The 22,969-nt window shown below is 58.7% G+C and carries 25 protein-coding genes and 1 tRNA gene; 16 read left to right on the forward strand and 10 right to left on the reverse strand.

Translation table 11 applies throughout. The annotated features are described in order from the left end of the window. Positions 1-212 precede the first annotated feature (212 nt). Genes ACOGXC_RS12945 through ACOGXC_RS12960 form a run of 4 tightly spaced genes read left to right on the forward strand, consistent with a single transcriptional unit; the run spans position 213 to position 1,764 of the window. Positions 213-866, forward strand: a complete 654-nt coding sequence (locus ACOGXC_RS12945; RefSeq protein WP_419920086.1) for an MBL fold metallo-hydrolase — start codon at positions 213-215, stop codon at positions 864-866. A 26-nt stretch (positions 867-892) separates the two neighbouring features. Beyond that, positions 893-1,264 carry a hypothetical protein gene (locus ACOGXC_RS12950; RefSeq protein WP_419918585.1) on the forward strand — a complete coding sequence of 124 codons (372 nt, stop codon included), beginning with the start codon at positions 893-895 and terminating at the stop codon, positions 1,262-1,264. Continuing rightward, positions 1,261-1,434: a hypothetical protein gene (locus tag ACOGXC_RS12955; RefSeq protein ID WP_419918586.1), complete on the forward strand. Its 174-nt coding sequence runs from the start codon at positions 1,261-1,263 to the stop codon at positions 1,432-1,434. Before ACOGXC_RS12950 ends, ACOGXC_RS12955 begins: the two co-directional genes overlap by 4 nt. 51 nt (positions 1,435-1,485) lie before the next feature. Beyond that, on the forward strand, positions 1,486-1,764 hold the full coding sequence (locus ACOGXC_RS12960) for a carboxymuconolactone decarboxylase family protein (protein WP_419918587.1): 279 nt from the start codon (positions 1,486-1,488) through the stop codon (positions 1,762-1,764). A gap of 75 nt (positions 1,765-1,839) precedes the next feature. Here the strand turns inward: ACOGXC_RS12960 and ACOGXC_RS12965 are convergent. Then, a tRNA-Leu gene (locus tag ACOGXC_RS12965) sits at positions 1,840-1,923 on the reverse strand. Positions 1,924-2,134: 211 nt separating this feature from the next. Here ACOGXC_RS12965 and ACOGXC_RS12970 point away from each other — a divergent pair. Beyond that, the gene (locus tag ACOGXC_RS12970; RefSeq protein ID WP_419918588.1) at positions 2,135-2,860 is read left to right on the forward strand and encodes a PP2C family protein-serine/threonine phosphatase; all 726 of its coding nucleotides are present in this window, start codon (positions 2,135-2,137) and stop codon (positions 2,858-2,860) included. Between the two features lie 33 nt (positions 2,861-2,893). After that, entirely contained in the window at positions 2,894-5,068 is a 2,175-nt protein-coding gene (gene pknB, locus ACOGXC_RS12975) for a Stk1 family PASTA domain-containing Ser/Thr kinase (protein ID WP_419918589.1), read from the forward strand. 43 nt (positions 5,069-5,111) lie between these two features. Here the strand turns inward: pknB and ACOGXC_RS12980 are convergent, their stop codons facing one another. Further along, positions 5,112-5,723, reverse strand: a complete 612-nt coding sequence (locus ACOGXC_RS12980) for an anthranilate synthase component II (protein ID WP_419920087.1) — start codon at positions 5,721-5,723, stop codon at positions 5,112-5,114. A gap of 25 nt (positions 5,724-5,748) precedes the next feature. Between ACOGXC_RS12980 and ACOGXC_RS12985 the strand changes: the two genes are divergently transcribed. Continuing rightward, complete coding sequence (locus tag ACOGXC_RS12985) at positions 5,749-6,024, forward strand: cell division protein CrgA (RefSeq protein WP_419918590.1); 276 nt, start codon at positions 5,749-5,751, stop codon at positions 6,022-6,024. Between the two features lie 130 nt (positions 6,025-6,154). Here the strand turns inward: ACOGXC_RS12985 and ACOGXC_RS12990 are convergent, their stop codons facing one another. Then, complete coding sequence (locus tag ACOGXC_RS12990) at positions 6,155-6,412, reverse strand: hypothetical protein (RefSeq protein WP_419918591.1); 258 nt, start codon at positions 6,410-6,412, stop codon at positions 6,155-6,157. 41 nt (positions 6,413-6,453) lie between these two features. Between ACOGXC_RS12990 and ACOGXC_RS12995 the strand changes: the two genes are divergently transcribed. From ACOGXC_RS12995 to ACOGXC_RS13005, 3 genes are all read left to right on the forward strand, one after another. After that, positions 6,454-6,957 carry a DoxX family protein gene (locus ACOGXC_RS12995; protein ID WP_419918592.1) on the forward strand — a complete coding sequence of 168 codons (504 nt, stop codon included), beginning with the start codon at positions 6,454-6,456 and terminating at the stop codon, positions 6,955-6,957. Between the two features lie 110 nt (positions 6,958-7,067). Further along, on the forward strand, positions 7,068-8,114 hold the full coding sequence (locus tag ACOGXC_RS13000; RefSeq protein WP_419918593.1) for an Ldh family oxidoreductase: 1,047 nt from the start codon (positions 7,068-7,070) through the stop codon (positions 8,112-8,114). Between the two features lie 195 nt (positions 8,115-8,309). Continuing rightward, positions 8,310-9,470 (forward strand): ATP-binding protein, encoded by a 1,161-nt coding sequence (locus ACOGXC_RS13005; protein WP_419918594.1) that lies wholly within the window; start codon positions 8,310-8,312, stop codon positions 9,468-9,470. Positions 9,471-9,671: 201 nt separating this feature from the next. On the opposite strand, the gene ACOGXC_RS13010 is transcribed toward ACOGXC_RS13005, so the two are convergent. The 3 genes from ACOGXC_RS13010 to ACOGXC_RS13020 form a co-directional block, all read right to left on the reverse strand. Beyond that, a complete protein-coding gene (locus tag ACOGXC_RS13010) occupies positions 9,672-10,364 on the reverse strand; it encodes a type I restriction endonuclease (RefSeq protein ID WP_419918595.1) in 693 nt (230 codons plus the stop codon). A gap of 162 nt (positions 10,365-10,526) precedes the next feature. Then, positions 10,527-11,663, reverse strand: a complete 1,137-nt coding sequence (locus ACOGXC_RS13015; RefSeq protein WP_419918596.1) for a DUF1214 domain-containing protein — start codon at positions 11,661-11,663, stop codon at positions 10,527-10,529. 258 nt (positions 11,664-11,921) lie between these two features. Beyond that, entirely contained in the window at positions 11,922-12,485 is a 564-nt protein-coding gene (locus ACOGXC_RS13020; RefSeq protein ID WP_419918597.1) for an ATP-binding protein, read from the reverse strand. A gap of 93 nt (positions 12,486-12,578) precedes the next feature. On the opposite strand from ACOGXC_RS13020, the gene ACOGXC_RS13025 reads away from it, so the two are divergent. Both ACOGXC_RS13025 and ACOGXC_RS13030 read left to right on the forward strand, forming a co-directional pair. Further along, a complete protein-coding gene (locus ACOGXC_RS13025) occupies positions 12,579-12,812 on the forward strand; it encodes a FitA-like ribbon-helix-helix domain-containing protein (RefSeq protein ID WP_419918598.1) in 234 nt (77 codons plus the stop codon). Further along, positions 12,809-13,210, forward strand: coding sequence for a type II toxin-antitoxin system VapC family toxin (locus ACOGXC_RS13030; RefSeq protein ID WP_419918599.1), 402 nt, complete (start codon positions 12,809-12,811; stop codon positions 13,208-13,210). The genes ACOGXC_RS13025 and ACOGXC_RS13030 overlap by 4 nt, the downstream gene beginning before the upstream one ends. A gap of 28 nt (positions 13,211-13,238) precedes the next feature. Here ACOGXC_RS13030 and ACOGXC_RS13035 read toward each other — a convergent pair whose 3' ends face one another. Both ACOGXC_RS13035 and ACOGXC_RS13040 read right to left on the reverse strand, forming a co-directional pair. Next, entirely contained in the window at positions 13,239-14,072 is an 834-nt protein-coding gene (locus ACOGXC_RS13035; RefSeq protein ID WP_419918600.1) for a polyphosphate polymerase domain-containing protein, read from the reverse strand. Further along, positions 14,069-14,668 carry a DUF4956 domain-containing protein gene (locus ACOGXC_RS13040; protein WP_419918601.1) on the reverse strand — a complete coding sequence of 200 codons (600 nt, stop codon included), beginning with the start codon at positions 14,666-14,668 and terminating at the stop codon, positions 14,069-14,071. The genes ACOGXC_RS13035 and ACOGXC_RS13040 overlap by 4 nt, the downstream gene beginning before the upstream one ends. Before the next feature lie 506 nt (positions 14,669-15,174). Here ACOGXC_RS13040 and ACOGXC_RS13045 point away from each other — a divergent pair. The 4 genes from ACOGXC_RS13045 (at position 15,175) to ACOGXC_RS13060 (ending at position 20,266) form a co-directional block, all read left to right on the forward strand. Continuing rightward, entirely contained in the window at positions 15,175-16,671 is a 1,497-nt protein-coding gene (locus tag ACOGXC_RS13045; RefSeq protein WP_419918602.1) for a CotH kinase family protein, read from the forward strand. Further along, positions 16,661-17,353, forward strand: coding sequence for a response regulator transcription factor (locus tag ACOGXC_RS13050; RefSeq protein ID WP_419918603.1), 693 nt, complete (start codon positions 16,661-16,663; stop codon positions 17,351-17,353). Before ACOGXC_RS13045 ends, ACOGXC_RS13050 begins: the two co-directional genes overlap by 11 nt. Positions 17,354-17,451: 98 nt before the next feature. Then, on the forward strand, positions 17,452-18,804 hold the full coding sequence (locus ACOGXC_RS13055; protein WP_419918604.1) for a sensor histidine kinase: 1,353 nt from the start codon (positions 17,452-17,454) through the stop codon (positions 18,802-18,804). Positions 18,805-19,021: 217 nt separating this feature from the next. Continuing rightward, a complete protein-coding gene (locus tag ACOGXC_RS13060) occupies positions 19,022-20,266 on the forward strand; it encodes an amidohydrolase family protein (protein WP_419918605.1) in 1,245 nt (414 codons plus the stop codon). A gap of 125 nt (positions 20,267-20,391) precedes the next feature. Here the strand turns inward: ACOGXC_RS13060 and ACOGXC_RS13065 are convergent, their stop codons facing one another. Then, positions 20,392-21,561 carry a zinc-dependent alcohol dehydrogenase gene (locus ACOGXC_RS13065; RefSeq protein ID WP_419918606.1) on the reverse strand — a complete coding sequence of 390 codons (1,170 nt, stop codon included), beginning with the start codon at positions 21,559-21,561 and terminating at the stop codon, positions 20,392-20,394. A 24-nt stretch (positions 21,562-21,585) separates the two neighbouring features. Then, positions 21,586-22,920, reverse strand: a complete 1,335-nt coding sequence (locus ACOGXC_RS13070) for a peptidoglycan DD-metalloendopeptidase family protein (protein ID WP_419918607.1) — start codon at positions 22,918-22,920, stop codon at positions 21,586-21,588. Positions 22,921-22,969 lie beyond the last annotated feature (49 nt).

Consider the following 22,969-nt stretch of genomic DNA (forward strand, 5'->3'; position numbering starts at 1 on the left):
GGTTGCGTAGTATCGGGGTGGTGGGGCGGCGGTTGCGTAGTGTGGTTGCGTAGTATCGGGGTGGTGGGGCGGCGGTTGCGTAGTGTGGTTGCGTAGTATCGGGGTGGTGGGGCGGCGGTTGCGTAGTGTGGTTGCGTAGTATCGGGGTGGTGGAGAACGAGAGACTGTATTTTCGCCAGTTGTTATCGGGGCGGGATTTGGCGGTGGATGACATGCTGGCCCGGCAGATGGTCAATTTCGTCTACCTCATTGGCGATAGGGAGACGGGCGAGGCGGTGGTGGTGGATCCGGCCTACGATCCGGCGGGAATCGTGGCCGAAGTGGAGGCCGATGGGATGCGGCTGACCGGAGTGCTGGCTACCCACTACCACCCCGACCATGTGGGCGGATCGATGATGCAGTTCTCCATCACCGGGGTGGCCGAACTCCTGGAGCTGGTATCGGTTCCGGTACATGTGCAGGGTGACGAGGCCGAATTTGTCCGGATGACCACCGGCATAGGCGAGGGTGATATCCGGCGGCACCGCAGCGGTGATTTGCTGCCGGTGGGAGAGATCCAAATCGAGATGATCCACACACCGGGCCACACTCCCGGGAGCCAATGTTTTCTTACCAGCGGGAAGCTGGTGGCCGGGGACACATTGTTCCTGGAGGGGTGCGGTCGAACCGATCTGCCGGGCAGTGATCCGCTGGCCATGTACGAGAGCTTGACTCAGCGACTGGCTCGGGTTCCCGATAGCACGATCCTGTACCCCGGACACCTGTACTCGGCATTGCCCTGGGCCTCCATGGGTGACACCCGGCGCACCAACTACGTGTTCACCCCACGCTCACCCGAACAGTGGTTGGCCATGTTCGGTGGATGAGGTGTTTGTTGGTGGAGGATAGGTGGATGACGATGCTTGAAGGTGATCCCCTGGTTGTGCTTGACCGGCATGTGGCGGGGCCGCTGGAGGATCTGGTGAGAGCGCTGGGTGAAGTGGGTTTGGACCCGGATTTGCTGGAGATGTGTGCAGCTCGCATCGAACAGATGGTGGGGATCGAGCCACCGGTTCTTGCCCGGCCAACCGATGACCATCGGAAAAGAGTGGTTCTGGCCTTTGCCGAGCAGTACGTCCTGGATGCCCACGGGGTAACCGACGAATTGTGTGCTGAGCTGAACGCTTGTCTTTCGCCTCCGGAATTGGCCGCCCTCACCACAGCCATTGCCACGTTCGAGGCCTTGGCTCGTAGCCGGGCAGCGCTGAAAGGAGTGATTCCATGACCAGGATTTCCATTCCCGAGGGGGGATCCTCGTTGTTCGACCACCAACCCGAGCTGTTCGCGGTGTTCAACCGTTTCTACGGCACGTTGTGGAGTGAGGGACGGCTGGATCAAGCCACCAAGGAGGTGGGCAGACTCCGCAACGCCCGGGTCAATGATTGCAATATTTGAAAGAACCTTCGCTTCGCAGGTGCGAGGCAGCAGGGACTCACGGAGGATCTGGTGGATCGTATCGACGATGATTACGACCGCAGCGATTTGCCCGATCGGTTCAAGTTGGCTCTGCGTCTGGCCGACGCAGTGATAACAGACCCGGCGGGGCTCAGCCCGGCCGACCGGACCGCACTGACAAGGGAGTTCACTCCTGCCGAACTGGTCGAATTGGCCTTGACGGTGGCCATGGCCGCGGGTTTTTCCAAGGCGGCCATTGCCTGGGGGCCTCCTCCGCCCATTCCGGTGACCGAGGTGCCCACTCCCACCCCGCAGGGGACGGTGGCCTGATTGGGGATTTGGCCGACTCTGGCCCCGGCAGCAGCCGAGCGGCAAATTCCCACCTGAACAGTGAGATTCATACGGTGCGCGAGGAGGGACTTGAACCCTCACGTCCTTGCGGACACAGGAACCTGAATCCTGCGCGTCTGCCAATTCCGCCACTCGCGCCGATTGTAGGATTGACCAGCGTACAGGACACGTTAGCCGTTCGGTAACCGGATTGTTGGCCTGTTTACATGCCGGCGGTGACAATGGGGACCGCGACTGGATATAGTCCACCACCAAACAGGGGTACCACGGTCATGGAACTCTCATGATCCGGCTGGAAGTGGGTCAAGCCACCGATCGAGGCCTGCATCGAGAGAAAAATGAAGATTCTATGTTGGTTGCCGACGAGTTGTTCGCGGTTGCCGACGGGTTGGGTGGCCACCGGGGAGGGGAGGTGGCATCGGCTCTTGCCGTGGAGACACTGGCGGCGGAGGTCAAGGCCGTGGTTGAGGCCCGAACGGAGAACCGCCGCCCCCTGTTCCGCCGCCGCCCGTTGTTGCCCCTACCCAGGATGGAAGATTTGCTGGCCGCGGTGGATCGGGCCAACCAGGAGATAATAGCCAGATCGCTGTCCACCCTGGAGTTGACCGGGATGGGGTCAACTCTTTGCGTTCTGGCAGTTGTCGAGAACAACAGCAGCGCAGCTTTGGCGGTGGTGAACGTGGGTGACTCCCGGGTCTATCGCTGCGACGAGAGCGGTTTCCGTCAACTGACCCAGGATCACACTGTTGTGTGGGAAATGCTGAAAGCAGGGGTGATCACTCCAGAAGAAGCTGAATTTCATGAGAACCGGAATCAATTGAGCCGAGCCCTGGGTGTCGAGTCGAGAGTGGTGGCTGACGACTGGGTGTTTGACCCGGTGAGCGGGCACCGCTACCTACTTTGCTCGGATGGCTTGACCCATGAGGTGGCCGATCGCGACATACACGCGATCCTGCTTAGATTCCCGGTGCCGGGAGAGGCGGCAGAAGCTCTGGTGGATCTGGCCCTGCGGCAAGGTGGAAGCGATAACATCACGGTGGTAGTGGTGGATGTGATCGATGCAACCTGCCAATAGGTTGAGCGGGTAGAGAACTACGCTGGTTCTGCCATGTCAGAAAACGATTCGGAAATTTTGGGCGGTCGCTACCAACTGCGAAATCAAGTAGCTCGAGGTGGCATGACCGATGTGTTCCTGGGATACGACACGTTGCTGTCGCGGCGGGTGGCCATCAAGCGCCTGTTCCCGGAGTTTGCCACCGATCCCAAATTTGTGGAGCGCTTCAGGCGGGAGGCCACCGCGGCGGCCAATCTCAATCACCCCAACATTGTGGCGGTTTATGACTGGGGTTCGGACGGGGGTACTTACTACATCGTCATGGAGTACATAGAGGGTCACAGTCTTGCCGAGCTGCTGAGATCGGGCGGCCCTTTGGCACCGGAACGAGCTGCGGCCATCGCCATGGATATAGCCGACGCGCTCGGCTTTGCTCATGCGAAGGGGGTGATCCATCGGGATGTGAAGCCCAGCAATGTGCTGTTGTCGCCCAACGGTCAGGTGAAGGTAACCGATTTCGGCATCGCCATCACCGCGTTCGGGGGAGCGGAGTCGAACCTAACCCAAACCGGTACGGTGATGGGAACGGCCACTTATTTCTCACCGGAGCAGGCTGAGGGAAGGACTCTGGACCATCGCAGCGATCTTTATTCGCTGGGAATCGTGTTGTACGAGATGCTTTGCGGCCGGCCTCCTTTTACCGGGGATTTTTCCTTGTCTGTTGCGTACAAGCATGTGCAGCAGGCGGTGCCCTCCCCCTCCTCGCTGGGGATTGAACTGCCGGAGTCGCTGGTGGCCATCACCATGAAGTTGCTGGTCAAGAATCCGGCGGAGCGATACCCCACTACCGGTGACCTCAAGAAAGATTTACAGCGTTATCGCGAGGGAGGTCACCAACTCTCGGCCGGCTACCGGCCGGCCGAGGCTCAGCCGGTGGTACCACCCCCGACGCAGAAAGCACCCGAGGAACCTCCTCAGCCTAAGCCGCAAGCTGCCCCACCAGCCCAGGGGGTGGGGCCACCGCCACCGGTGACTGTTCTTGAACCCTCCTCGCGGGTCGGGTTGTACACGGCTGCTGCTGTCATCTTCGTTGCGGTGGTGTTGCTGGTGGTATTCGTGCTGGTGACTGTGCTCGGTAACGGTGGGAATGATGGGAATGGTTCTGTATCTGTTTCCACTGGTGAGCCCGAAGAACCCGACGATCCCGACGAGTTGCCACCCGATGGCGACACGGGTGGTGGTTCTGGGCCTGTTCCTAATGGTGAGTCTGTTCCTACTGGTGTTCTGGTGGCTGTTCCTGGGGTTGTGGATCAAAGTGTTGATGATGCTGTTCGTTTTCTTCGGGATCGGGGTTTTGCGTCTGAGTTGCGGGTGGAGTCGGGTTCTGTTGGGCCGGCGGGTCAGGTGTTGCGCCAGGATCCTTCTGCGGGGAGTGAGGTTGCTTCTGGTAGCTTGGTGGTGCTTTATCTGGCGGAGGGGCCTCGGGCTGTTGAGGTGCCGGATGTGGTGGGGATGACGTTGTTGCGTGCTACTCAGGTTTTGGTTCAGGCTGGTTTGGTGGTGAGTGAGGAGGTTGTGGAGGAGTTCTCTGTTGATGTGGAGAGGGGTTTGGTGATTGGTACTGTTCCGGCGCCGCCCGCTTTGTTGCCGCCGGATTCGTCGATCATCATTTTGGTTTCCTCGGGTTCGGAGAATGTGGTGGTTCCCAACCTGGTGGGTTTGACCTCGGTTGTTGCTGCTCAGCGTTTGAGCGAGATACAACTTGTGCTGGTTCAGCCTGTTGGTGAGTGTGATTTTCCCAACAGCACTGAGGATCTCGCCGGTCGGATTATGGATCAGACACCTTCGGCGGGTGAGGAACATTCCCAGGGTACGGAAGTGACGGCTTGTTTGGGGCAGGCAGTTTCAGTTCCCGATGGTTCCGGTTCGCTCCCGCCGGAGGTGCACAGCGCGGCAGCAGAGATTACCCAAAGAGCTATTGCTGCTGGTCGCGAACCGGGTGCTTTGGGCAGCATCGCGAACTGGAATGCCCTGTCGGGCAGGTTCGAATCGGAGTGCAGGAATTTGGTTGCGACCTATTCCGATCTCGCCGGCCTTGTAGTGGAGTGGAATCTGGAGAATCCGTACCCGATGCCTGCCGCCGAGGCCAATTCCATCAACTGGGTGGAGGGTCTAGATGGAGACACACCGGGGGTGGACGACGGGTGCGTTGCAACCAGGGGGCCATGAACCGAGACAGTTGCTAGGGGGGCAATGGCAGCCCGCGTGGGGACTACGGGGAGGTCTGAAGCAGAAAATTGGTCAACATTTCATGACCAGAAGGAGTAAGGATCGATTCGGGGTGAAACTGCACCCCTTCCACCGGATGGTCACGGTGGCGCAGTCCCATAACGATTCCATCATCGGTTTCAGCGGTGATGGCTAGAACATCGGGCACCGAGGATCTTTCCACGACGAGTGAGTGATACCGGGTGGCTTCGATGGGGTTGGGGAGTCCGGCGAAGACCCCCTCACCGGTGTGGTGGATGATCGAGGTCTTTCCATGCATGACTTGAGGTGCCCTTACCACCCGACCGCCGAATACCTCCCCGAGGCACTGAAGGCCCAGGCATACGCCGAGTACCGGGCGTACACCGCTGAATTGCTGGATGAGGGTGTTGCTCAGCCCGGCATCACGAGGTTGTCCTGGCCCGGGACTGATGAGAACTCCATCGGGTTCGATGTCGAGGGCCTGCTCGAGGGTGATGGCATCGTGGCGGTGGACAATGGGTTCCGCGCCCAGCTCACCGAGGTACTGGACCAGGTTGTAGACGAAAGAGTCGTAATTGTCGATCACCAGTATGCGGGGGGACACCGGAGTCAACGTTATCCGGGGCGCGATCATGGGTAAAAGCGCATATCCTGGAGCCATGGCTAAACCAACCAAGCGCAGAGTGCAGGGGGGGCGGATCACTCCGAGAGGTACCCGACCCGAGAACGAGGCACCCCCCCGGGTGCCAGTGTCCGCCGGGAGGATTAGCCCCACCTGGGTTCCGGTGCTGATGACCACCCTTCTGGTGCTGGGGGCACTCATGATCGTGCTGAACTACGTGGCGTTGTTGCCGGGTGAGACCAGCAACTGGTACCTGGTGGGCGGCCTGGGCCTGCTGCTGGCTGGGATGATCGTGGCTACTCAGTGGCATTAACCGGGTTCCTCACCATCCGGTCGGAACTTTCCGGTCATCATTTTTTGATTACAGTTTTGTAGTTACAATCTGGTTGTTTGTACCCAAGTTATCCACAGATTGGGGATAACTTGGTTGGAGTCAATTGATCTCAGTCGTCGATCGGAACGATCAGATCCATGTCATCGCCGCAGTGCCGGGGTGGCTCGGGATCTTCCTCCGGGGATGTGGTCATACGAACCTCGGCGTAGCAGATCGAGCATCGGTAGGAGATCTTGACCCTGCGTAGCTCTCCCGGTGGTGGGGGTGGCGGGAGAGGTTGGCGGATCATCAGCAACACCCCGATCCCGACGCGGATAAAGAGCATCCCGACGACAATGGCAATGAGAACACTGAGCCAAAGGGGCACTCATCCAGACTATTGCCATTGACTACCGGTACTGTGAACGAATGGATGAGATGAATCTGGCAATGCTGATACTGCGAGTGGGCATCGGGCTCACTTTTGCCGCTCACGGGTACGGCAAGATCTTCCAGGGGGGTGGTATCCCCGGTACCGCCGGATGGTTTGACGGCATGGGGATGAAACCGGGCAAATTGCATGCCTGGATGGCGGCACTCACCGAGATGGGTACTGGCTTGCTTCTGGCCCTGGGATTCCTCACCCCGCTGGCAGCCGCGGGGATGGTCGGGGTTATGGTGGTGGCAGCGTGGACTGTTCATCGCCACAACGGTTTCATGATCGTGCGGGAGGGCTGGGAGTACACCTTCGTTCTGGCTGTGGTTGCGGCAGCAGTGGCCACTTTGGGACCTATGGAATGGTCGGTGGACCACGCACTTGGTATTGCCGACGATTGGGATGGTTATGTGGGCCTGGCCATCGGTGCTGGCGGCGGGGTACTGGCCGGGTTGACCCAGCTCACCCTGTTCTATCGGCCACCGTCGTCGGACTAGACGCTCAGAGGCGAGTGAATAGGCAGGATCTAGTCTCGTGTTTGGACTGAATCGCGGGGATCGGACCGCTGCCGTGGCCCCCATCCGCGCGTGTTTCTAGCGCTGCGATCATGATCCGGCTCGATCACCGAGAACTGAAGCGTTACGAGATCGCCATTTTTGAGCGGTTGGGGGTTCCCCCGGATCAGGCCGAAATCGTGGCCGACAATTTGGTGGAAGCCGACCTCCGTGGGGTGGATTCCCATGGGGCTCACCTGGTGGAGCTGTATGTGGCTCGGCTGAGGTCGGGACACCTGCGGCCGGTAACCGAGGTGATGGTAATTCGCGATGACGGTGCCACAATGATGCTGGACGGCGGCATCGGCTTCGGGCAGGTGTCGGGACTGGTGGCCATGGAGTTGGCGGTTGAGCGAGCCAAGACTCACGGTGTGGCTGCGGTGACCGTGCGGGAGGGCACCCACCTGGGGGCTCTGGCCTACTACACCCTGCCTGCCGCCGAAGCCGGCTGTTTTGCCATGGCAATGCAGAACGGACCGACCATTGTTCCTCCTTACGGGGGCCGCGCGGGGATCTTTTCGACCAATCCGTTTTCCTGGGCCGCTCCCGCTGGTGAAGAACTGCCGGTGGTGTACGACATAGCCACCACTACGGTGGCTGGGAACAAGATTCTGCTGGCCAAGAACCGGGGTGACCCGACCATCCCTGAGGGTTGGGCCAACGACGAGCAGGGTAACCCCACTACCGACACGGTGGCGGCATCGGCACAGAACTTGTGCTGGTTCGGGGGGTACAAGGGATTCGGCGTGGCCATGATGGTGGAGGTGCTATCGGGAATCGTGGCCGGCAGCAGTTTCGGACACACCGAGCAGACCGATTGCGAGTTGGTGGGCACCCGCCGGTTGGCCAAGGGCTGGATGTTCTTGACCCTCGATCTGGAGCGCTTCTGTGGGTTGGACCGGTTCCGAGAGCAGATGGACCAGCTCATCCGAGACGTGCATGCCACCGAGCGGGCCGAGGATGTGGACCGTATCTACGTGCCCGGTGAGATCGAACACGAGAACCGAGCCACGCGGCTGGCCTCGGGAATCCCCCTCCCGACCACCCTGGTGGACCGGATCAGCACCATAGGAGCCGAGCTAGGACTGCCGGCTCTCTAAAGCAATGTCTCACCAGGAGGGCGACCAGTTCACGATTGCCTCAGCCTTTGTGAGAACTTGTGATAGCTAAGGCCGCTTTGTGAGAACTTGTGATAGCTAAGGCCGCTTTGTGAGAACTTGTGATAGGGGTAGCACCTTTGTGAGAACTTGTGATAGGGGTAGCACCTTTGTGAGAACTTGTGATAAGCTGTGGGTATGTCGGATGGTTGGGTGTCAAGGCGTAAGACCGAACGAGAGTCCGCCAATCCTTTTTCTCCGACATTCGGCACTGCACCCCCATTTTTGGCTGGCCGCGCTGACACGCTGGCTCGAATAGCCGAAGCAGTCGAAACAGGACCTCACCACCCCGACTACACCATGTTGATTCTGGGTACGCGCGGATCGGGCAAGACCGCATTGTTGAACGCTTTGGAACACGAAGCTGAGCGAGCATCATGGGTCACGATCTCAACTTCGGCCTCCACTCCTGGTCTGTGCTCACGTATCACCCGGGCCGCGTTGACCCTCGCCGATCAAATTGTCAAGCGGAAGCCCAAGCTAACTACCGTGAAGGCTGCCGGGTTTACGGCCACATGGGATACTTCAAAACCTTCCGAAATTCCCGACCTCAGGACAGCTCTGACATCGCTGGCTTCAAAGTTGGACACTAAGCGTATAGGTGTACTAGTGACAGTTGACGAGTTTCAGGCAGCCGAAACAGGCGAGGCCAGGGAACTAGCAGCAACTGTGCAGCACGTGACCCGCAGGGAGCAACACCCCTTGCTTTTCGTGAGTGCGGCGCTACCCGATATTGAAGACAGCCTTCTGGCTGATCCCGGCATGACTTTTTTCCAGCGTTGCGCTCGCGCTCACCTTAATCCTCTGAGCGACCAGGATGCCTCTGAAGCACTACTGCGCCCAATATGTGATCGCGGGTCAAGCATCGCCGAAGCTGATTTGAGGGCAGCCGTTGCTGCCACCTCCGGCTACCCGTACATGGTGCAGCTCATCGGCTACTACTCATGGGAAGCCTCAAACTCTCCTATGTCGGGTCTTGCCAGAGCTGATGTAGAGGATGGAATCGCCAGAGCCGAGGTAGCTCTCATCGACCAAGTGGTCAAACCTACCTGGGTTTCTCTATCCAATCAGGACAAGCGTTTCTTGAAAGCAATGGCCCAGGACGAAGACGTTTCACGTGTGAGCGACATAGCCGAGCGTATCCAACGCTCCAACGATTTTGCTCGCTCCTACCGAGCCAGACTTATCAAAGCTGAAATCATCGTTCCTGCTGCACGGGGACTTGTCCGATTTAGGCATCGTATTCTTGGTGACTGGCTGCGCTCAGATGATTCGCCCTCAATCCCCAGCGACAACTAACCCCTTATTCACCTTAAGCCATTCATATTATTCCTCAATTAAAGTAAGGTCAGTCCCATACTTCAAGCCAGCTACCTCACAGTAAGTCGCAATTCTTTTTCGCTTGTTGTTGTTGTTTATGTGTACAAATATCCAGTAGTTAGCGTTTAACTTTTTGTAATATTTTTTTGTTTTGAACTAAGGGTTAAAATATCTTTTTGCTTAGCAAGTAACCAATTTTTGCCACTTATCATCCTTGTGAGGTTTTTTACCACAAAGCTTTTCTACTTCTTCAACTAGAGCGTCAATAAGAATTGTATCAGAGTCTATAAGAATTTTTTCCCAAGCTTCAAAAATAGTCTGTCGTGCTCGTTCTTGTGATTTTCTTTCCTCATAATGCGCCTCAGCTGTTCTTCGTGCTTCCCCAGAAATAACTTTTTCTTTAGATAAAAAATTTTTAAAATTTTCTTTTTGCTCTTTTAAAAATGAGCCACTATCACCCTTACTCTTGGTTGATATCTCGATTTGATAGAATAACCTACTAGATGGTTCTCCATCTGCCATACTGAGATAGAAGTCCCAATGCTGACCATCTGTGAGAACAAGCAGTGGTATTCCTTTGTTGGTAGCATAATTGAAAATCTGATCTATTGCTTTTTTATCTAGGTTGCCAAGCCGTTTAGCTTCAATAAAAACTTTAGGCTCCTTACGTGAAAGCAAGGCATAATCCACTTTGTGTTTGTTTGGAAGTAAGTATTCTGACCGCAGCTCAGTGAGATTCATTTGATCCCATCCTAGAGCCGCGAGAATAGGGATTATCAGGGCTTGCTTCACATGGGCTTCCTCCCAGATGTCATCCGATCTGATTGTGTCAGCAGCTCGCTTCAAAACTTCAGTCAGGTCCATCTGATCCATTTTTTGTCCCTTCCATATTTGGTGGTTGAAATCATAACTCAAGGTTGAGCCCGATCATATACGACATGGCTCTGGGTTCACGTGGTTGCCAGCTCTTCGTGCCAAACGGCGTGGGGGACAAGCTCCACTGGCCACCCCCCCCCCCCCGAAATTGCGAAGGCTCTATCTTGTTGCTCGAACCTCGTCGATCGGTAGCACCTGGGTTTGTAGTTGTTCTGGTTGCTCGGTGGGTAGCAGGTAGCGCCAGAACACCGTGCCGGTGGGGGCGCCGGCGGTGTCGAGCCAGTTGGGTACACCTGGGTCGCGGTGAGCGAGGATCATGCGGAACGAGCCGTCTGCTTCGAGGGTGGTTTGGCGCCGGTTCAGCGAGACCCTGCGGTGGCGGTAGGGCGGGGTTTGGATGAACCGGTTGTTGAGCACCACGTTTGCGAAGCGACATTGTGGGAACCGCCCACGTATCTCGAGGGCTTGGTCGGGGGTGAGTTGGTAACGGGTGGAACGGTAGGCGTTGTCGGCTGCCGCGTAGCCTATGGCGCGGTTGCCAGCATCGAGCGGTGGGTTGGTGAACCGGTTTGGCTCGATTGAGCTCCACTCCGGCACGTTCTCGGGGCGACCTGCCGGCCAATCGACCGTGACGCTACGAAGGAAGGTGGCGACCCGCTCCAAGCTTTGGGCACAGGACTCGTCGTCAGGGATGGTTGGCGGGCCGGGATGGGGTACCGGCTGGATGGACAGCGGCACGTGCAGGGTTGGGTCGGTGGCTGCCGGGCGATCCCACTCGAAGTAGTGACGGGTGGTGATGCTGCCAGAGTCGGGCTTGAGTGCCAGCCAGTTGCCGGGCTGGGGTTTCTGGCTGACGTGCAGTTCATAGCTGCCATCGGGGTGCACTTGAATCTCGTCGTCATTGAGCGTTGCACCGAGTCCGGTGGACATTGACCCCCCGACTGTTCCCTGCTCCACGGTGAACGAGGTGTATACGGCACCGGCCAGGTTGCCCCGGATCACGTAGTCGCGATCGGGATGGATCACCGTGCCGTAGTACACCGCGTCAGGATTGTCCCCCAGGAGCTTCTTGGTGGGCGAGAACCAGCGGTAGAACCAAGGCCGTTCCGGGTCGGCTTGTGACCAGAACTCCAAGGCATGGTGCAAGGCGTTGAGAGCGAACATGCGGGCCTCGGCCCGGTCGTCGGGGTTGGGCATTTGCCTGATCTCGCGCCACCAATCCTGCTCAATCGCGGCCATTAGCTCCACGAGGCGCTCCCACGCCTGTCCCGACCGATCGGTCATCTGATTCGTCACTGCCTTGCTCCCCTGTTCGTCCGGCGGATACCGCTTCACGGAACTTTAGTCCCCCTGAATGTCATATTTGGGGACGAAGATACCGGGGCGGGTTGCCAGTCGTCACCGGCAGATGAAAGTAATTTATGAATAGGATCTGCACCGATCAGTTTCTTGCCTAGATCAGCCTTTTTTGGGATTCACGTAACGCGAGGATCGTTTCTCGCCCTGCATGTCGAGTTTCCCCTGGTCTCGCATGTGCCGGAGGAGGCGACTAGCTCATTGGGAATCGATTTGACATAATTCTGAGGCCTCACGCCGGGTTATTGAGCCATGTCGTTTTACGAAGGTCAGCACCGTCTGCTCCTGCTGATGCGCGACAAAGCCAGCTAGTTCCTTGTCAGCGGGCCCAGAACGCACTCGAGCGACGACTGAGCTAAAGGTGCTCCTACTGTAGTCCGGCACCGGCTTACCCAGGGCAAGTTGGCTGGCGAATGCCCGGTTGATACCTCGGCCTGTTCGCTCAACAACTCCAGCTCGTTTGAATGCATCGGCCAACGCAGGGTTGCGAGGTCGGGGCGGTGTGATCAGAAGATTTGATGTTGTCACTCCCTCAGGAAGTCCACCCGGGTTGGAGACAACGAGTGCGTCCTGGGATACCTTGACAATCGTGGGCCCGTTGGCAGTGTAGTCGCGATGCACAAGTGCACTCGCGATCAACGGAAGGCTCCACCGGTGATCGCGACAGGTCGGCCATGATGGTCGATCAGAAACATTCACGATCCACCGGTGGAGGTGTACTAGTATGGCACAGAGGTTGGGTGCGAGTGAGCGTGCCCGCATTGAGGTGATGGTTGGTATGGGGGTGGGGCAGGTACTTAAAAGTATGCTAAAAGCATGCACACATCATGTATAATGCATGCTAGAGTTAGTGGTATGGCCAATCTTCAAGTCAGGAACATGCCGGACGCGCTGCATGAGCGGCTTAGGCAGCACGCCCGCGAGCGCAACCGCTCAATGCGTGCGATGGTGATCGAGGCCATCGAGATGGAGCTCACGAGGAGCGAGTGGCGCATGAACTTGGCACAGCGAACAGAGACCAACCTCGGCACAGATGCGGCCAGTCTCCTTGCAGAGGAACGGACACAGCGGGACACTGAACTCGGGTGAAGCGCTACGTGCTTGATGCCTCGGTCGCAGTGGAGTACCTGCTTCGAACGCCGCTCGGGTTGGCGCTGGCCAACATGATCGAAAATACCGGGCTCGCGGCCCCCGATCTGATCGATGCTGAAGTCCTCTCAGTACTGCGGCAAGCTGTGCTGAAAGATCGCCTCTCGCAGGAGCGGGCGATTACGGCGGTCAACGACCTGATGCTATGGCCACTTGAGCGTATTCCCAACCGGGCGCTGGCTAGTCTGGCATGGCGGTATCACAAGAATGTGAGCGCTTACGATGCCTTCTATGTAGCAGCGGCGGACACCCACAACGCACCGCTACTTACCACAGATGGCCGTCTCGCTCGGGCACCGGGCTTGGGGATCGCCATCCAGCACTTCCGGTTGTCCTGATTCAGGCAGAACTTGCCTTACGTCTGAATCACCATGGTGCGTTAACGGCCGCTGGGAAGGGAGAAGCAGGCAAAGCGTGACCGCGTTCGGGGTGCCAGTTGAGTTGGTGGCGTAGCACCCGGTTCCATTTGTTTGCTGCGAGCGTTGGGTTGAGTGCGGCGAGGCCGGTGCAGTACTTGCTGATGGTCGTGGGGCGATGCCCCAACCGCCACAGGAGACGATCGAACTTGCAGGGGCGAGTAGTTGTCTTGGTCTCTATCACCGCAACCGGTCCGAGAGCCAACTCGGCTGCTACCCCTCGCCACAGAAGGCCGGTATCGATGGTGACGCGTGCAGCTTCATCCACTTGGGGGAGCAGTGTGGTTCGGTGGTAGGTGGTCGTGAGCAAGGGCTGAAGGTCGCCGGCCACTGTGCTTGTTTGCTCGATCGTTTCCACAAAGGCTCGACCACAGGCTGTGAGCCCGTTTTCCTCGTTGGGATCGCAGGTCATGCGGTGCTTGACCGTGAGGCCGCGACTGTCGGAGGTCTTAACCTCGAGCATGCATAGTTGGGTGTCGAGGTAGTGACGCGTCCGGACCTTGAAGCGTGACGGTCGGCGATGAGCGGCATCGAAGTAGGAGTCGAGCCTAGGAGTATCGAAATAAGTGGATCGGTAGGCGAACCGGTTGCGGCCGTCGATGGTGAGAACTCGACATCCAAAATCGAGTTCATGGACAAGGGCGGGGAGGGCTGCTTCGGGTACGAGGTACTTCCGGTCCTTGCGGGTTTGCAGTCCTGCTTTCGTGGTCAGCCCGTCGAGTCCAACCGTTTCCAGGTTGAGCAGGGCCTCGGCGAAAGTTGATTCGAGGGGGTGGGGTTTCACGACTTGACTCCCCGGCTGAATAGACCGTTCGACGAGGCGCTGGCGGAAGGAGAATCGCTCACCTCGAAGCGGACATCCACATCGGTAGTGTCGTTTACAAGGTCAACACGTCGCACGGCGACCCTGTGCACCTTGGCGGCAAGGAGGTCCTGGAGGTGGGCGATGAGCGCGCTTTCATCAGTGAAGGCTTGATCGAGGGTCATGCGCTGGGAGCGGTACCGGGTCAGGAGACGGTTGTGGTCACCAATGAAAAGCGCACCGAGAAGAGCGGCCATCAGCGTGGGCACGAGCCACATTGGCGAGACCGGTACGCCGCCAAGCACCCCAAGAGCAAGTGAGACGAAATAGTAGGCGACCTCTGGCTGATCGAGTTCGGCGGATCGCAGCCGGATGATCGACAAAACACCGAAGAGGCCCAGACCGAGGCCAGCGGTGATGCTTGTCGAGGTGAAGGCTTCTGCGACAGCCAGCACACCGATGTTTACGCCCAGGTAGGACACGACGAGATCACGCCGGCGGTGGCGAGGCAGGTACAAGCCGAATGTCAGGATGGATACTGCCACCAGATCGAACAAGATGGGGAGGAGGGTGTTCATAGCTCTTTCTCCAGGTTGATTTGACGGTTCTCTCTAGGTCTACTTCGAGTCTTTGTGAGATTCTTTAGGATAGCCTGGGAGTTTTCTGGTTTCCGACTCACAGAGAACTCACAGATGGATCGAAGAAAATTACCAAACCTCGCTGGTTTGATGTGGCAAACCAGGAGGTGCATATGTCAAGTAGATCTGTTTTAGCCGCATTCGTCGCCGTTTTATTGCTTCTCGCCGGTTGCGGAGACGGCACTACCGCGCCGAGTGTTGATCCGGTTGGGTCCGGGGGTGCTACGCCGAGTGTTGATCCGGTTGGGTCCGGGGGTGCTACGCCGAGTGTTGATCCGGTTGGGTCCGGGGGTGCTACGCCGAGTGTTGATCCGGTTGGGTCCGGGGGTGCTACGCCGAGTGTTGATCCGGTTGGGGGGACGGGCACTGATGGTGAGGTAGAGCTCTTCGATGCATCGACCATCCATGAGATCGAGCTCACGTTCGATCCAGACGACTACGATTCTATGATTAAAACTTATGCGACATCTGGTGACAAGACCTGGATCGACGTAACCGTCACCATCGATGGGGTCACCTACGAGCACGCCGGAGCTCGCCTCAAGGGCAACTCGTCTCTCTTCGGTCTATCATTATCATATGGTGGATTTGAAGGCCGGGGTGGCAGCTTCCCGGATGGTGAGGTTCCCTATGAGGTCAAGGATCAGGGGTTTGGGGAACAGGAGAGCTTGCCGGATGGTGAGGTTCCCGACGCATGTTTTCAAGCACTAGTCAATCTGGGGTCTCAACTGCCTTCATTCATCAGCTATGGAGTTATCGGCCCCGGTCTCGGCTACATGCCCGACGCGCTCTCGAAGGAGAAACCTGAAAAGCTACCATGGCTCATTCGCCTCAACCGGTTCGTAAAGGGTCAGAAGCATCAGGGATACGCCGATATTGTGATCCGTTCAAATTTCACCGAGACCTCGCTTAACGAGGCGGTATCGCTGGATTTGCTGGAGCGATCGGGGCTTGCTTCACAAGCTGCGGCTCATGTGCGGTTTAGGGCCAACGGTGGTGACCCTGCGCTACGATTAATGATCGAGCATCCATCCGACGATGCCTGGCAGGATCGCAATTTCTCTGCGGCCGGAGCGCTCTACAAGGCCGAGAGCACTGGGGACTGGTCGTATCGAGGAGATGCCCCGGCGGCCTATGACGAGGTGTTCGACCAGGAGGGTGGTAAAAAGGTGGCAGACCTCAAGCCGCTGATTGAGTTCCTCAAGTTCATTAACGAAGCCGATGACACCACGTTTTCTGCCGAACTGCCCGAACGACTCGATGTCGAGTCCTTCGCCATCTATCTGGCCATGATGGAATTGGTGCAGAACTGGGATGACATCGACGGTCCGGGCAACAATGCCTACCTCTGGTGGGATGCCGAATCGGCTCGGTTCACCGTGGTTCCCTGGGACATGAACCTGACCTTCGATGACTTTGTCGCCGATTTTTATGGTGATTTGCCTGACGGGTATGAACCACCCGATGGGGGTGAATCGTCCGATATCACCGACCCACCCGATGGGTACGAACTACCTGAGGGTTTTGAGGTGCCCGAAGAATGCGAACCGCCTGAGGGTGTTGAGTTACCCTACGGGTACGAACTACCCCAATACTTCGAACCGCCTGAGGGTTTTGAGGTGCCCGAGGAGTGCAAGTTGTCTGACGGGTACGATCTCGAGGGTGAACCGTCCAAGGGCTCCGAGGTGCCCGAGGAGTGCAATTTCTTCGAGACCTCCAATCCACTGGTCAAACAATTCCACGCGAACACAGAGTTCGAATCGCTGTACCAAAAGAAGCTGGCTGAGCTCAAGGCGGAACTCTTCGACAGCCAGGCTGCGGATAAGGTTCTGGCGGCGCGGGTCGCGGTGCTGGTTGAGCAGGCAACCGACCTGGTGGATGCCGACACCATCCGGCGAGAAGCTGACGTGATTGCCCAGTTGATGACCTCAAGTGACCAGTAGCTCTGAACTCAGCGTCCTCGTTGTCGACGACGAGGAGAACATTCGCTTCATCGTTAAGTCGGCGCTGGAGATGGCCGGGTTCGAAGTGGCGATCGCCGAAACCGGGGCGGAGGCCATCGAACTTGTGAACAGCTTTCAACCGCAGGTCATCGTCCTGGATGTCATGCTTCCCGACGTTGACGGCTTCACGCTTTTGCGGCGCATCCGGGACCGGGGGTCAAAAGCACCCGTGGTGTTCCTTACCGCACGCGACGGCACCGAGGACCGCGTTCGCGGCCTGACGACCGGAGGGGCGGACTACGTGGTGAAACCTTTTGCTGTTGCTGAACTCGTAGCGAGGGTCAATCTCCGCCTCGCTAGTAGCACCTCAAGCAACGGCGGGCGGGAACTGCGGTGCGCTGATCTCACCATGGACGACGACGCACGGCGAGTTACCCGGGCGGGCGAGATTGTCCATCTATCCCCTACTGAGTACAAGCTGCTCCATTACCTACTGGTGAACAGCGGCCGCGTGCTGTCCCGATACCAGATCCTGGACCATGTTTGGTCCTACCAATTCGATGGCAACTCCTCTGTCGTGGACACCTACATAAGCTATCTCCGGCGCAAGATTGACCATGTCGAGCCGCGCCTCATCCAGACGATCCGCGGCATCGGGTTCTCGCTGCGAGTTGAGGAGTGAGGCAGTTCAGGTGTGACCACCACCAGTAAGGACCCAGGCGGCACCGAGTTCTATCACCGGATAGAAGAGTGAGCCTCAGGAGTCGGCTGTTCGCGGCTATGGGGGTCTTGTTGGTGCTCATCGCTATCGGTGGTGTCATTGTCGTGCGAAGCCAGCGATCCTTCCTCATCGAACAGGTGGACAAGCAGCTTGCTGGGGCATTGCCATACACCGACCCGGGCTTTATTCCGGTTTTTGATGGTCCAGTCGAGGTGGTTTCGGCTCCACCTGATGATCCGATATCGACTCTGTTCGTCGGACTGGTTGTAGATGGAAAGTTGTCGCCGATCCTGCAAGGTCAACTCATCAACGACATTCCAAAAGTACCAACGGAGGTAGCCGAATTGGTCAGGTTGGAGAGCCGGGCTTTCACCGTCGATGGTATCGAGGGCCATGCTCGATTCCGGATCAGAGCCGCGTGGGCTGGTGAGACGGATGCCTTTCTGGTTGCGGCCCTTCCCCTAGACGAGGTCGAGAGTGCGATCCACCGGCTTCAGTTGGTGCTTCTCGTTGTAGGTGGTCTCGTTCTGGTGGTTGTAGCGGCCGCCGTTTGGTGGGTCGAGCGTCTGGGTGTCAACCCGATACGGAGCGTCACCCGGGTAGCCGAAGCCATTTCTGCCGGCGATCGCAGCCAACGAGTCGAGCAGACAGACGGTCGAACCGAGGCCGGAAAACTCGCCCACGCCTTCAACGTGATGCTCGACGACCGCGACAAGATCGAATCCCGCCGGCGCCAGTTCGTTGCCGATGCCTCCCATGAACTGCGAACACCTCTTACCTCGATTCAGGGTTATTTGGATCTCTACACCCATGGGCACTTCACCGACCCTGCACAAGTCGAAGACATGATGCGCCGGATGAGCCGCGAGGCAAACCGCATGAAGGGCCTTGTGGAAGATCTACTCCTGCTAGCCAACCTCGATCAGCAACGACCGCTGCGACAAGATCGTATTGACCTGAATCGTCTAATTATCGATGCTGCCCATGATGCCCGTGCCGTTCAACCGCAAAGATCGATCCTTCTCGAGACCCCGGACCCGACGGTAGAGGCAACGGGTGACGAGTTCCGGCTACAGCAGGTGGTTGCTGCTCTGGTGCACAATGCTTTGACCCATACAGACATCACCACCGAGGTCCGCCTCGAGGCCCGGGCAACTCCGACCGGTCCTGAAGTCATCGTTGCCGACGATGGTCCGGGCCTTGACTCGGCTCGAGCTGCCCATGTCTTTGACCGGTTCTTTCGTGATGACCAGTCTCGTTCGCGGGCGACTGGTGGTTCAGGTCTCGGCCTGGCGATTGCCCGCTCCATCGTCGAAGCTCATCAAGGCACAATCGAACTCCAAACTGCTCCAGGAAGCGGTTGTACCTTCACAATTCGCCTTCCTGCCAAGCGAGAAGATGGCACCAGTTGAGGGCCGGTTGAGTAAGAAGGAGGGATCACCCGTGAACAGAGATTGTCCCTGCGTTACCGGGACTGGATGGAAAAGGCGTTGTGGCTTCGCCCTCATCGGCGTGGTCATCGCGATGGTTGCCGCAGCGTGCTCGTCAAGTCCTGATGAGCAGGCGGTTGGGTCGCGACGAGTTGTGGACCCGACGGTCGAGAGGCCCGCTCCCTCTGGCACACCGCTGGTGCTTAAGAGCGTGATGATTGTGGACGGTACCGGGACCGAGAGTTATGGGCCGGCTGATCTGGTCATCGAAGATGGCATCATCACCCGGATCGTGACCGATGACGAGGACATCACGGCACCAGAGGATGCCCTGGTTATAGATCTCACTGGCCGCTATCTCATCCCAGGGTTGATCGATGGACATACACACTTGACACGGGGTCCAGATCACGAACCCGGTTGGTTCGAGCTCCAGGAGATGTTTCTCTTGGGCATCACATCGGTCCGAGACATGGCCGGCAACGGTAAGGCACTCAAGGTGCTCCAGGACAGGGCAGCATCAGCAGAAGAACCGGTACCAACCGTTTACTGGTCGGCACTTGTGGCGGGGCCGAGGTGGATGCGCAGCGATGGGCGAGCCCAAGAAACGGCCGGTGAAGACACCCCCGGTGAGGTTGGGTGGCTTCAACCGGTGGATGCCGGCACTGATATCGAGGCACTGGTTGCCCGAGCCAAGGAATCGGGTGCCCACGGCATCAAGCTCTATGACGACATTGATGGAGAACTTGCCGGCAAAGTGATCGCAGAGGCGCAAAAGCAAGGGATTCTCACCTGGGCGCACCCGGCGACGTTTCCTGGCGCACCCAAGGATTACGTCAACGCCGGTGTGCAGTCGGTGTCCCATGCCGGCATGTTGTTCTGGCACGATGTCGATCCGATACCTGCTTACGACCCCGGCGATCATTCGCCACTTCCGCCGATCAGGCCTGGCGCTGACCCCTACAGCCCCACTCTCGACCAACTCTTCGAGAGCATGGCCCAAGCGGGTGTGATTATCGATGCCACCCTGGCTCTCCATACCAACCCCGATGCCAGCAATGATGCAGAGCGCCTTGATGTCACGCATGTCGGTGCTCTTGTCAGCCGCGCCCACGACCGGGGTGTGCGTATCAGCGTGGGAACCGATTGCGCCGCAACGATTGCTCAGGAGGCCGAGCTTCTCGTCAAGCACGCAGGGCTAACCCCGATTGAGGCGATCCAGTCCGCAACGCAGCACAATGCCATGATTCTGGGGATCGATAGCTTTGTCGGGACCATCGCCGTAGGCATGGCCGCTGATCTCGTTGTCCTGACCGGTGACCCGACGGCCGACATCACCGAACTCGAATCCGTGCAAGCCGTCATCAGGGCCGGCCGGCTCCATGAAGTATCCGGCCCGGACCAACCCGCGAGAGCCTATAGGGGCAACTACGGGTGTTCCTGAGCGCAAGCTCAGCCACTACGCCGACACACCCGCATGCAACCTCCGTAACTGTTACAAGGCGCTCAACCTCAGAGGCTTTACGATGAGCTTCCAAGTGGTACACCCGCATGCAACCTCCGTAACTGTTACAAGGGGAATTGTTCGAAAACCACCTTGGTTGCTCCTCTGGGGCCGGCTTCGGCGGCGTGGGTGATGGCTTCCCGGTAGCGATTCAGGGGGTAGCGGGCTGACACCAATTGTTCGAGTCCGGCCGAGGCCACCAGGTCGAAGGCCAACTCGAAGCTGGTGGCAGTGCGACCGTCGGGCAGCGTTTCGGTGCCGTAGGTGTAGGCACCAACCAACTCGGTTTCGCGATGCCACAACCCGGTCAGGTCAACTCGGGAGGCTTCGGGCATGCCCAGCAGGACCACCCTTCCCCGGGGGCGGGTAATGGCCAGGGCATCGGCCACCGAAGAGGGGCTACCCACCGCGTCTATGGTTATGTCCACCCCGGCGGAGAGATGGTTACCCAGCATCCGGCAGCCGCAGAACCTTCTTACCGCCCGGCGCACCTCGCCGGGGTCGACCACCATGTCGGCCCCCAACTCGGTGGCCAGGTGCCGCTGGTGCGGGTACTTGGCGGTGACGATGATGGTTCCGGCCGAGGTCATCGCCCGCAGCGCCGCCACCGAGCACAGCCCCATCGTGCCCGCTCCCAGCACCACTACCGAGGCCCCCGGCTCCACCCGGGCCTTCAGAGCGGCGTGGATTCCACCGGCGGCCGGTTCCAACATGACCGCAGCTTCGTCGCTGAAGTCCTGCGGTACAGCATGAAGCTGGCTCTGGTGAGCAACCAGCTCCTCTCCCCATCCGCCGCCCGTGCTGGAGCAGAAACCGATCTGGATACCGTCCTCGATGGCTCCCCCCAGCAGGTAGCCATAATCATCGCCATCGCCGGGGGCAGCCCCGGCAAACGGCAGAGGTTCCCCCCGAGCTGCCGCTCCCAGAACCGGTTCCAGGGCCATGCGGTTACCGTCCTCGTCGATGCCTACCACCTCGTGGCCCGGAACGAACGGGAACGAGACCAGTGGCTCGAAATACCGGGAGGATCGACCCTCCACGGTGGCTAGATCCGACCCGCAGATCCCGGTCAATCGGGGTCGGATTATGCACCAGCCCGGACCTGGGACTTCGGGCGGATCGATATCGCGCAGTTGCAGGGGGCCCACCCCACCGCCGATACCCGGAACCACTCGGGAGGCCACCGCCGCGGCTGCATACCGGGCGAGTTTGCGCTCGAACACCAATGCCTGCATTACGAACCAGCAACCTAACCCTTATCAGAGGTAATTAACCGGATTGCGGGGGGAACCGCGATAGCGGATCTCGAAGTGGAGGTGGGGGCCGGTGGACCAGCCGGTGTTGCCGACGAAGCCGATTACCTCACCGATACCGACGCTCTGGCCCTCGGACACGTTGTAGTTGGAGAGATGAGCGTAAAGCGTGCTCCATCCGGTGCCGTGGTCGATTATTACCGTGTTGCCGTACCCGGTTCGTGATTTCACCTGAATCACGGTGCCGGAGGCGGCGGCCTGGACGGGATCACCGGTGTTGCCGCCGTAGTCCACTCCGGCATGGAATCTGGTCGTGCCGAAAATAGGGTGGACCCGGTTGCCGTACCCCGATCCGATCTTGCCCGGTACCGGCTGGAAGAACTGGGGGGGAGGGGGAATGTTTATGTCGTCGAACTGGCCAGTGCGTTCCTGCCCGGCCGATTGGGTCACACCTTGGCGGCGCTGGCGCTCCAGCTCGGCCAGCCGGGCCAGCTCGGCCTGGCGCTGGCGCTCCAGCTCGGCCAGCCGCCTCCTCTCTTTCTCCCGCTCTATTTCGCTCTCGATGTTCGAGATGTCCTGGTTCAATCCGGCGATCTGATTCTCAACCTCGGCGCTGGCCCGGGCCTCGGCCTCGATTTGTTCCTCCAGCTCCTTGCGTTTCCGGTCCCACTCGGTTTGCAGCTTCTCCTGTGCTTTCTTGAGCTCATCCAGGTCGGCCAGGGTCTGCTCGATTTCGGCTTGGGCCTGCTCGATTTCGGCTTGGGCCTGCTCGGCCTGCTGCACGGCAATTTGTTGATCGCCCTGGGCCCGCCGCATCTGGTCGATGAGCACCTGGGCATCGCCCCCGAGCTCCTCGATGTAGTACTGGCGGCGAGCGTTTCGGTTCGGGTCACCGTCCTCCAGGAGGAAGTTCTGCTCGTAGGCCAAATCCAGATAGATGTTGACCACTTGGTCTTTCAGGTGCTCCCGGATGGCGGCGATCTCTTCATCCAGCTCGATCACCCGCTGGCGGGTGGTGTTCACCCGCTCCTGAGCTGCGGTTCGGGAGAGTTCCACCGTGCTCAGGCGAGTTTGGGCCGCGGCGATCCAGTCGTTGACCTGGATCAGCGCGGTGTGTATCTCCTCGATCTGGGTGTTGGTAACGTTCAGCGCCTCGATGGCGAACAGGGCTTGCCGCTTCAGGGTTTGCTGCTCGTGCTGCCTGGCTTCGATCTCCCGTTTTTTGTCCTCGATCTGCTCTCGGCGCTCGTCGATGAACAAATCCTGAGCCGTGCTAGGGCTGTTCAACGCCAGTGGCAGCATGACGGCCGCGAGGCAGAGGATCCGCAAAAACTTGTGCATGAGGGGTAATAGATAGTGGCAGCGGTCATGCATCAGTTACAAATGTAAC

The organism is Candidatus Poriferisocius sp. (genome assembly GCF_965202595.1).
Taxonomy (GTDB): domain Bacteria; phylum Actinomycetota; class Acidimicrobiia; order Acidimicrobiales; family Bin134; genus Poriferisocius.

Bases quoted from the DNA above. Each gene is read 5' to 3' on its own strand.
- ACOGXC_RS12985 (WP_419918590.1), top strand. From the start codon at position 5,749: ATGGCTAAACCAACCAAGCGCAGAGTGCAGGGGGGGCGGATCACTCCG.
- ACOGXC_RS13070 (WP_419918607.1), bottom strand. From the start codon at position 22,920: ATGCACAAGTTTTTGCGGATCCTCTGCCTCGCGGCCGTCATGCTGCCA.
- ACOGXC_RS13020 (WP_419918597.1), bottom strand. From the start codon at position 12,485: ATGCGGGCACGCTCACTCGCACCCAACCTCTGTGCCATACTAGTACAC.
- ACOGXC_RS13010 (WP_419918595.1), bottom strand. From the start codon at position 10,364: ATGGATCAGATGGACCTGACTGAAGTTTTGAAGCGAGCTGCTGACACA.
- pknB (WP_419918589.1), top strand. From the start codon at position 2,894: ATGTCAGAAAACGATTCGGAAATTTTGGGCGGTCGCTACCAACTGCGA.
- ACOGXC_RS13045 (WP_419918602.1), top strand. From the start codon at position 15,175: ATGATTAAAACTTATGCGACATCTGGTGACAAGACCTGGATCGACGTA.
- ACOGXC_RS12970 (WP_419918588.1), top strand. From the start codon at position 2,135: ATGTTGGTTGCCGACGAGTTGTTCGCGGTTGCCGACGGGTTGGGTGGC.
- ACOGXC_RS13000 (WP_419918593.1), top strand. From the start codon at position 7,068: ATGATCCGGCTCGATCACCGAGAACTGAAGCGTTACGAGATCGCCATT.
- ACOGXC_RS13040 (WP_419918601.1), bottom strand. From the start codon at position 14,668: ATGAACACCCTCCTCCCCATCTTGTTCGATCTGGTGGCAGTATCCATC.
- ACOGXC_RS13065 (WP_419918606.1), bottom strand. From the start codon at position 21,561: ATGCAGGCATTGGTGTTCGAGCGCAAACTCGCCCGGTATGCAGCCGCG.
- ACOGXC_RS13005 (WP_419918594.1), top strand. From the start codon at position 8,310: ATGTCGGATGGTTGGGTGTCAAGGCGTAAGACCGAACGAGAGTCCGCC.
- ACOGXC_RS12980 (WP_419920087.1), bottom strand. From the start codon at position 5,723: ATGATCGCGCCCCGGATAACGTTGACTCCGGTGTCCCCCCGCATACTG.
- ACOGXC_RS12950 (WP_419918585.1), top strand. From the start codon at position 893: ATGACGATGCTTGAAGGTGATCCCCTGGTTGTGCTTGACCGGCATGTG.
- ACOGXC_RS12945 (WP_419920086.1), top strand. From the start codon at position 213: ATGCTGGCCCGGCAGATGGTCAATTTCGTCTACCTCATTGGCGATAGG.
- ACOGXC_RS13055 (WP_419918604.1), top strand. From the start codon at position 17,452: ATGGGGGTCTTGTTGGTGCTCATCGCTATCGGTGGTGTCATTGTCGTG.
- ACOGXC_RS12955 (WP_419918586.1), top strand. From the start codon at position 1,261: ATGACCAGGATTTCCATTCCCGAGGGGGGATCCTCGTTGTTCGACCAC.
- ACOGXC_RS12995 (WP_419918592.1), top strand. From the start codon at position 6,454: ATGGATGAGATGAATCTGGCAATGCTGATACTGCGAGTGGGCATCGGG.
- ACOGXC_RS13025 (WP_419918598.1), top strand. From the start codon at position 12,579: ATGGCCAATCTTCAAGTCAGGAACATGCCGGACGCGCTGCATGAGCGG.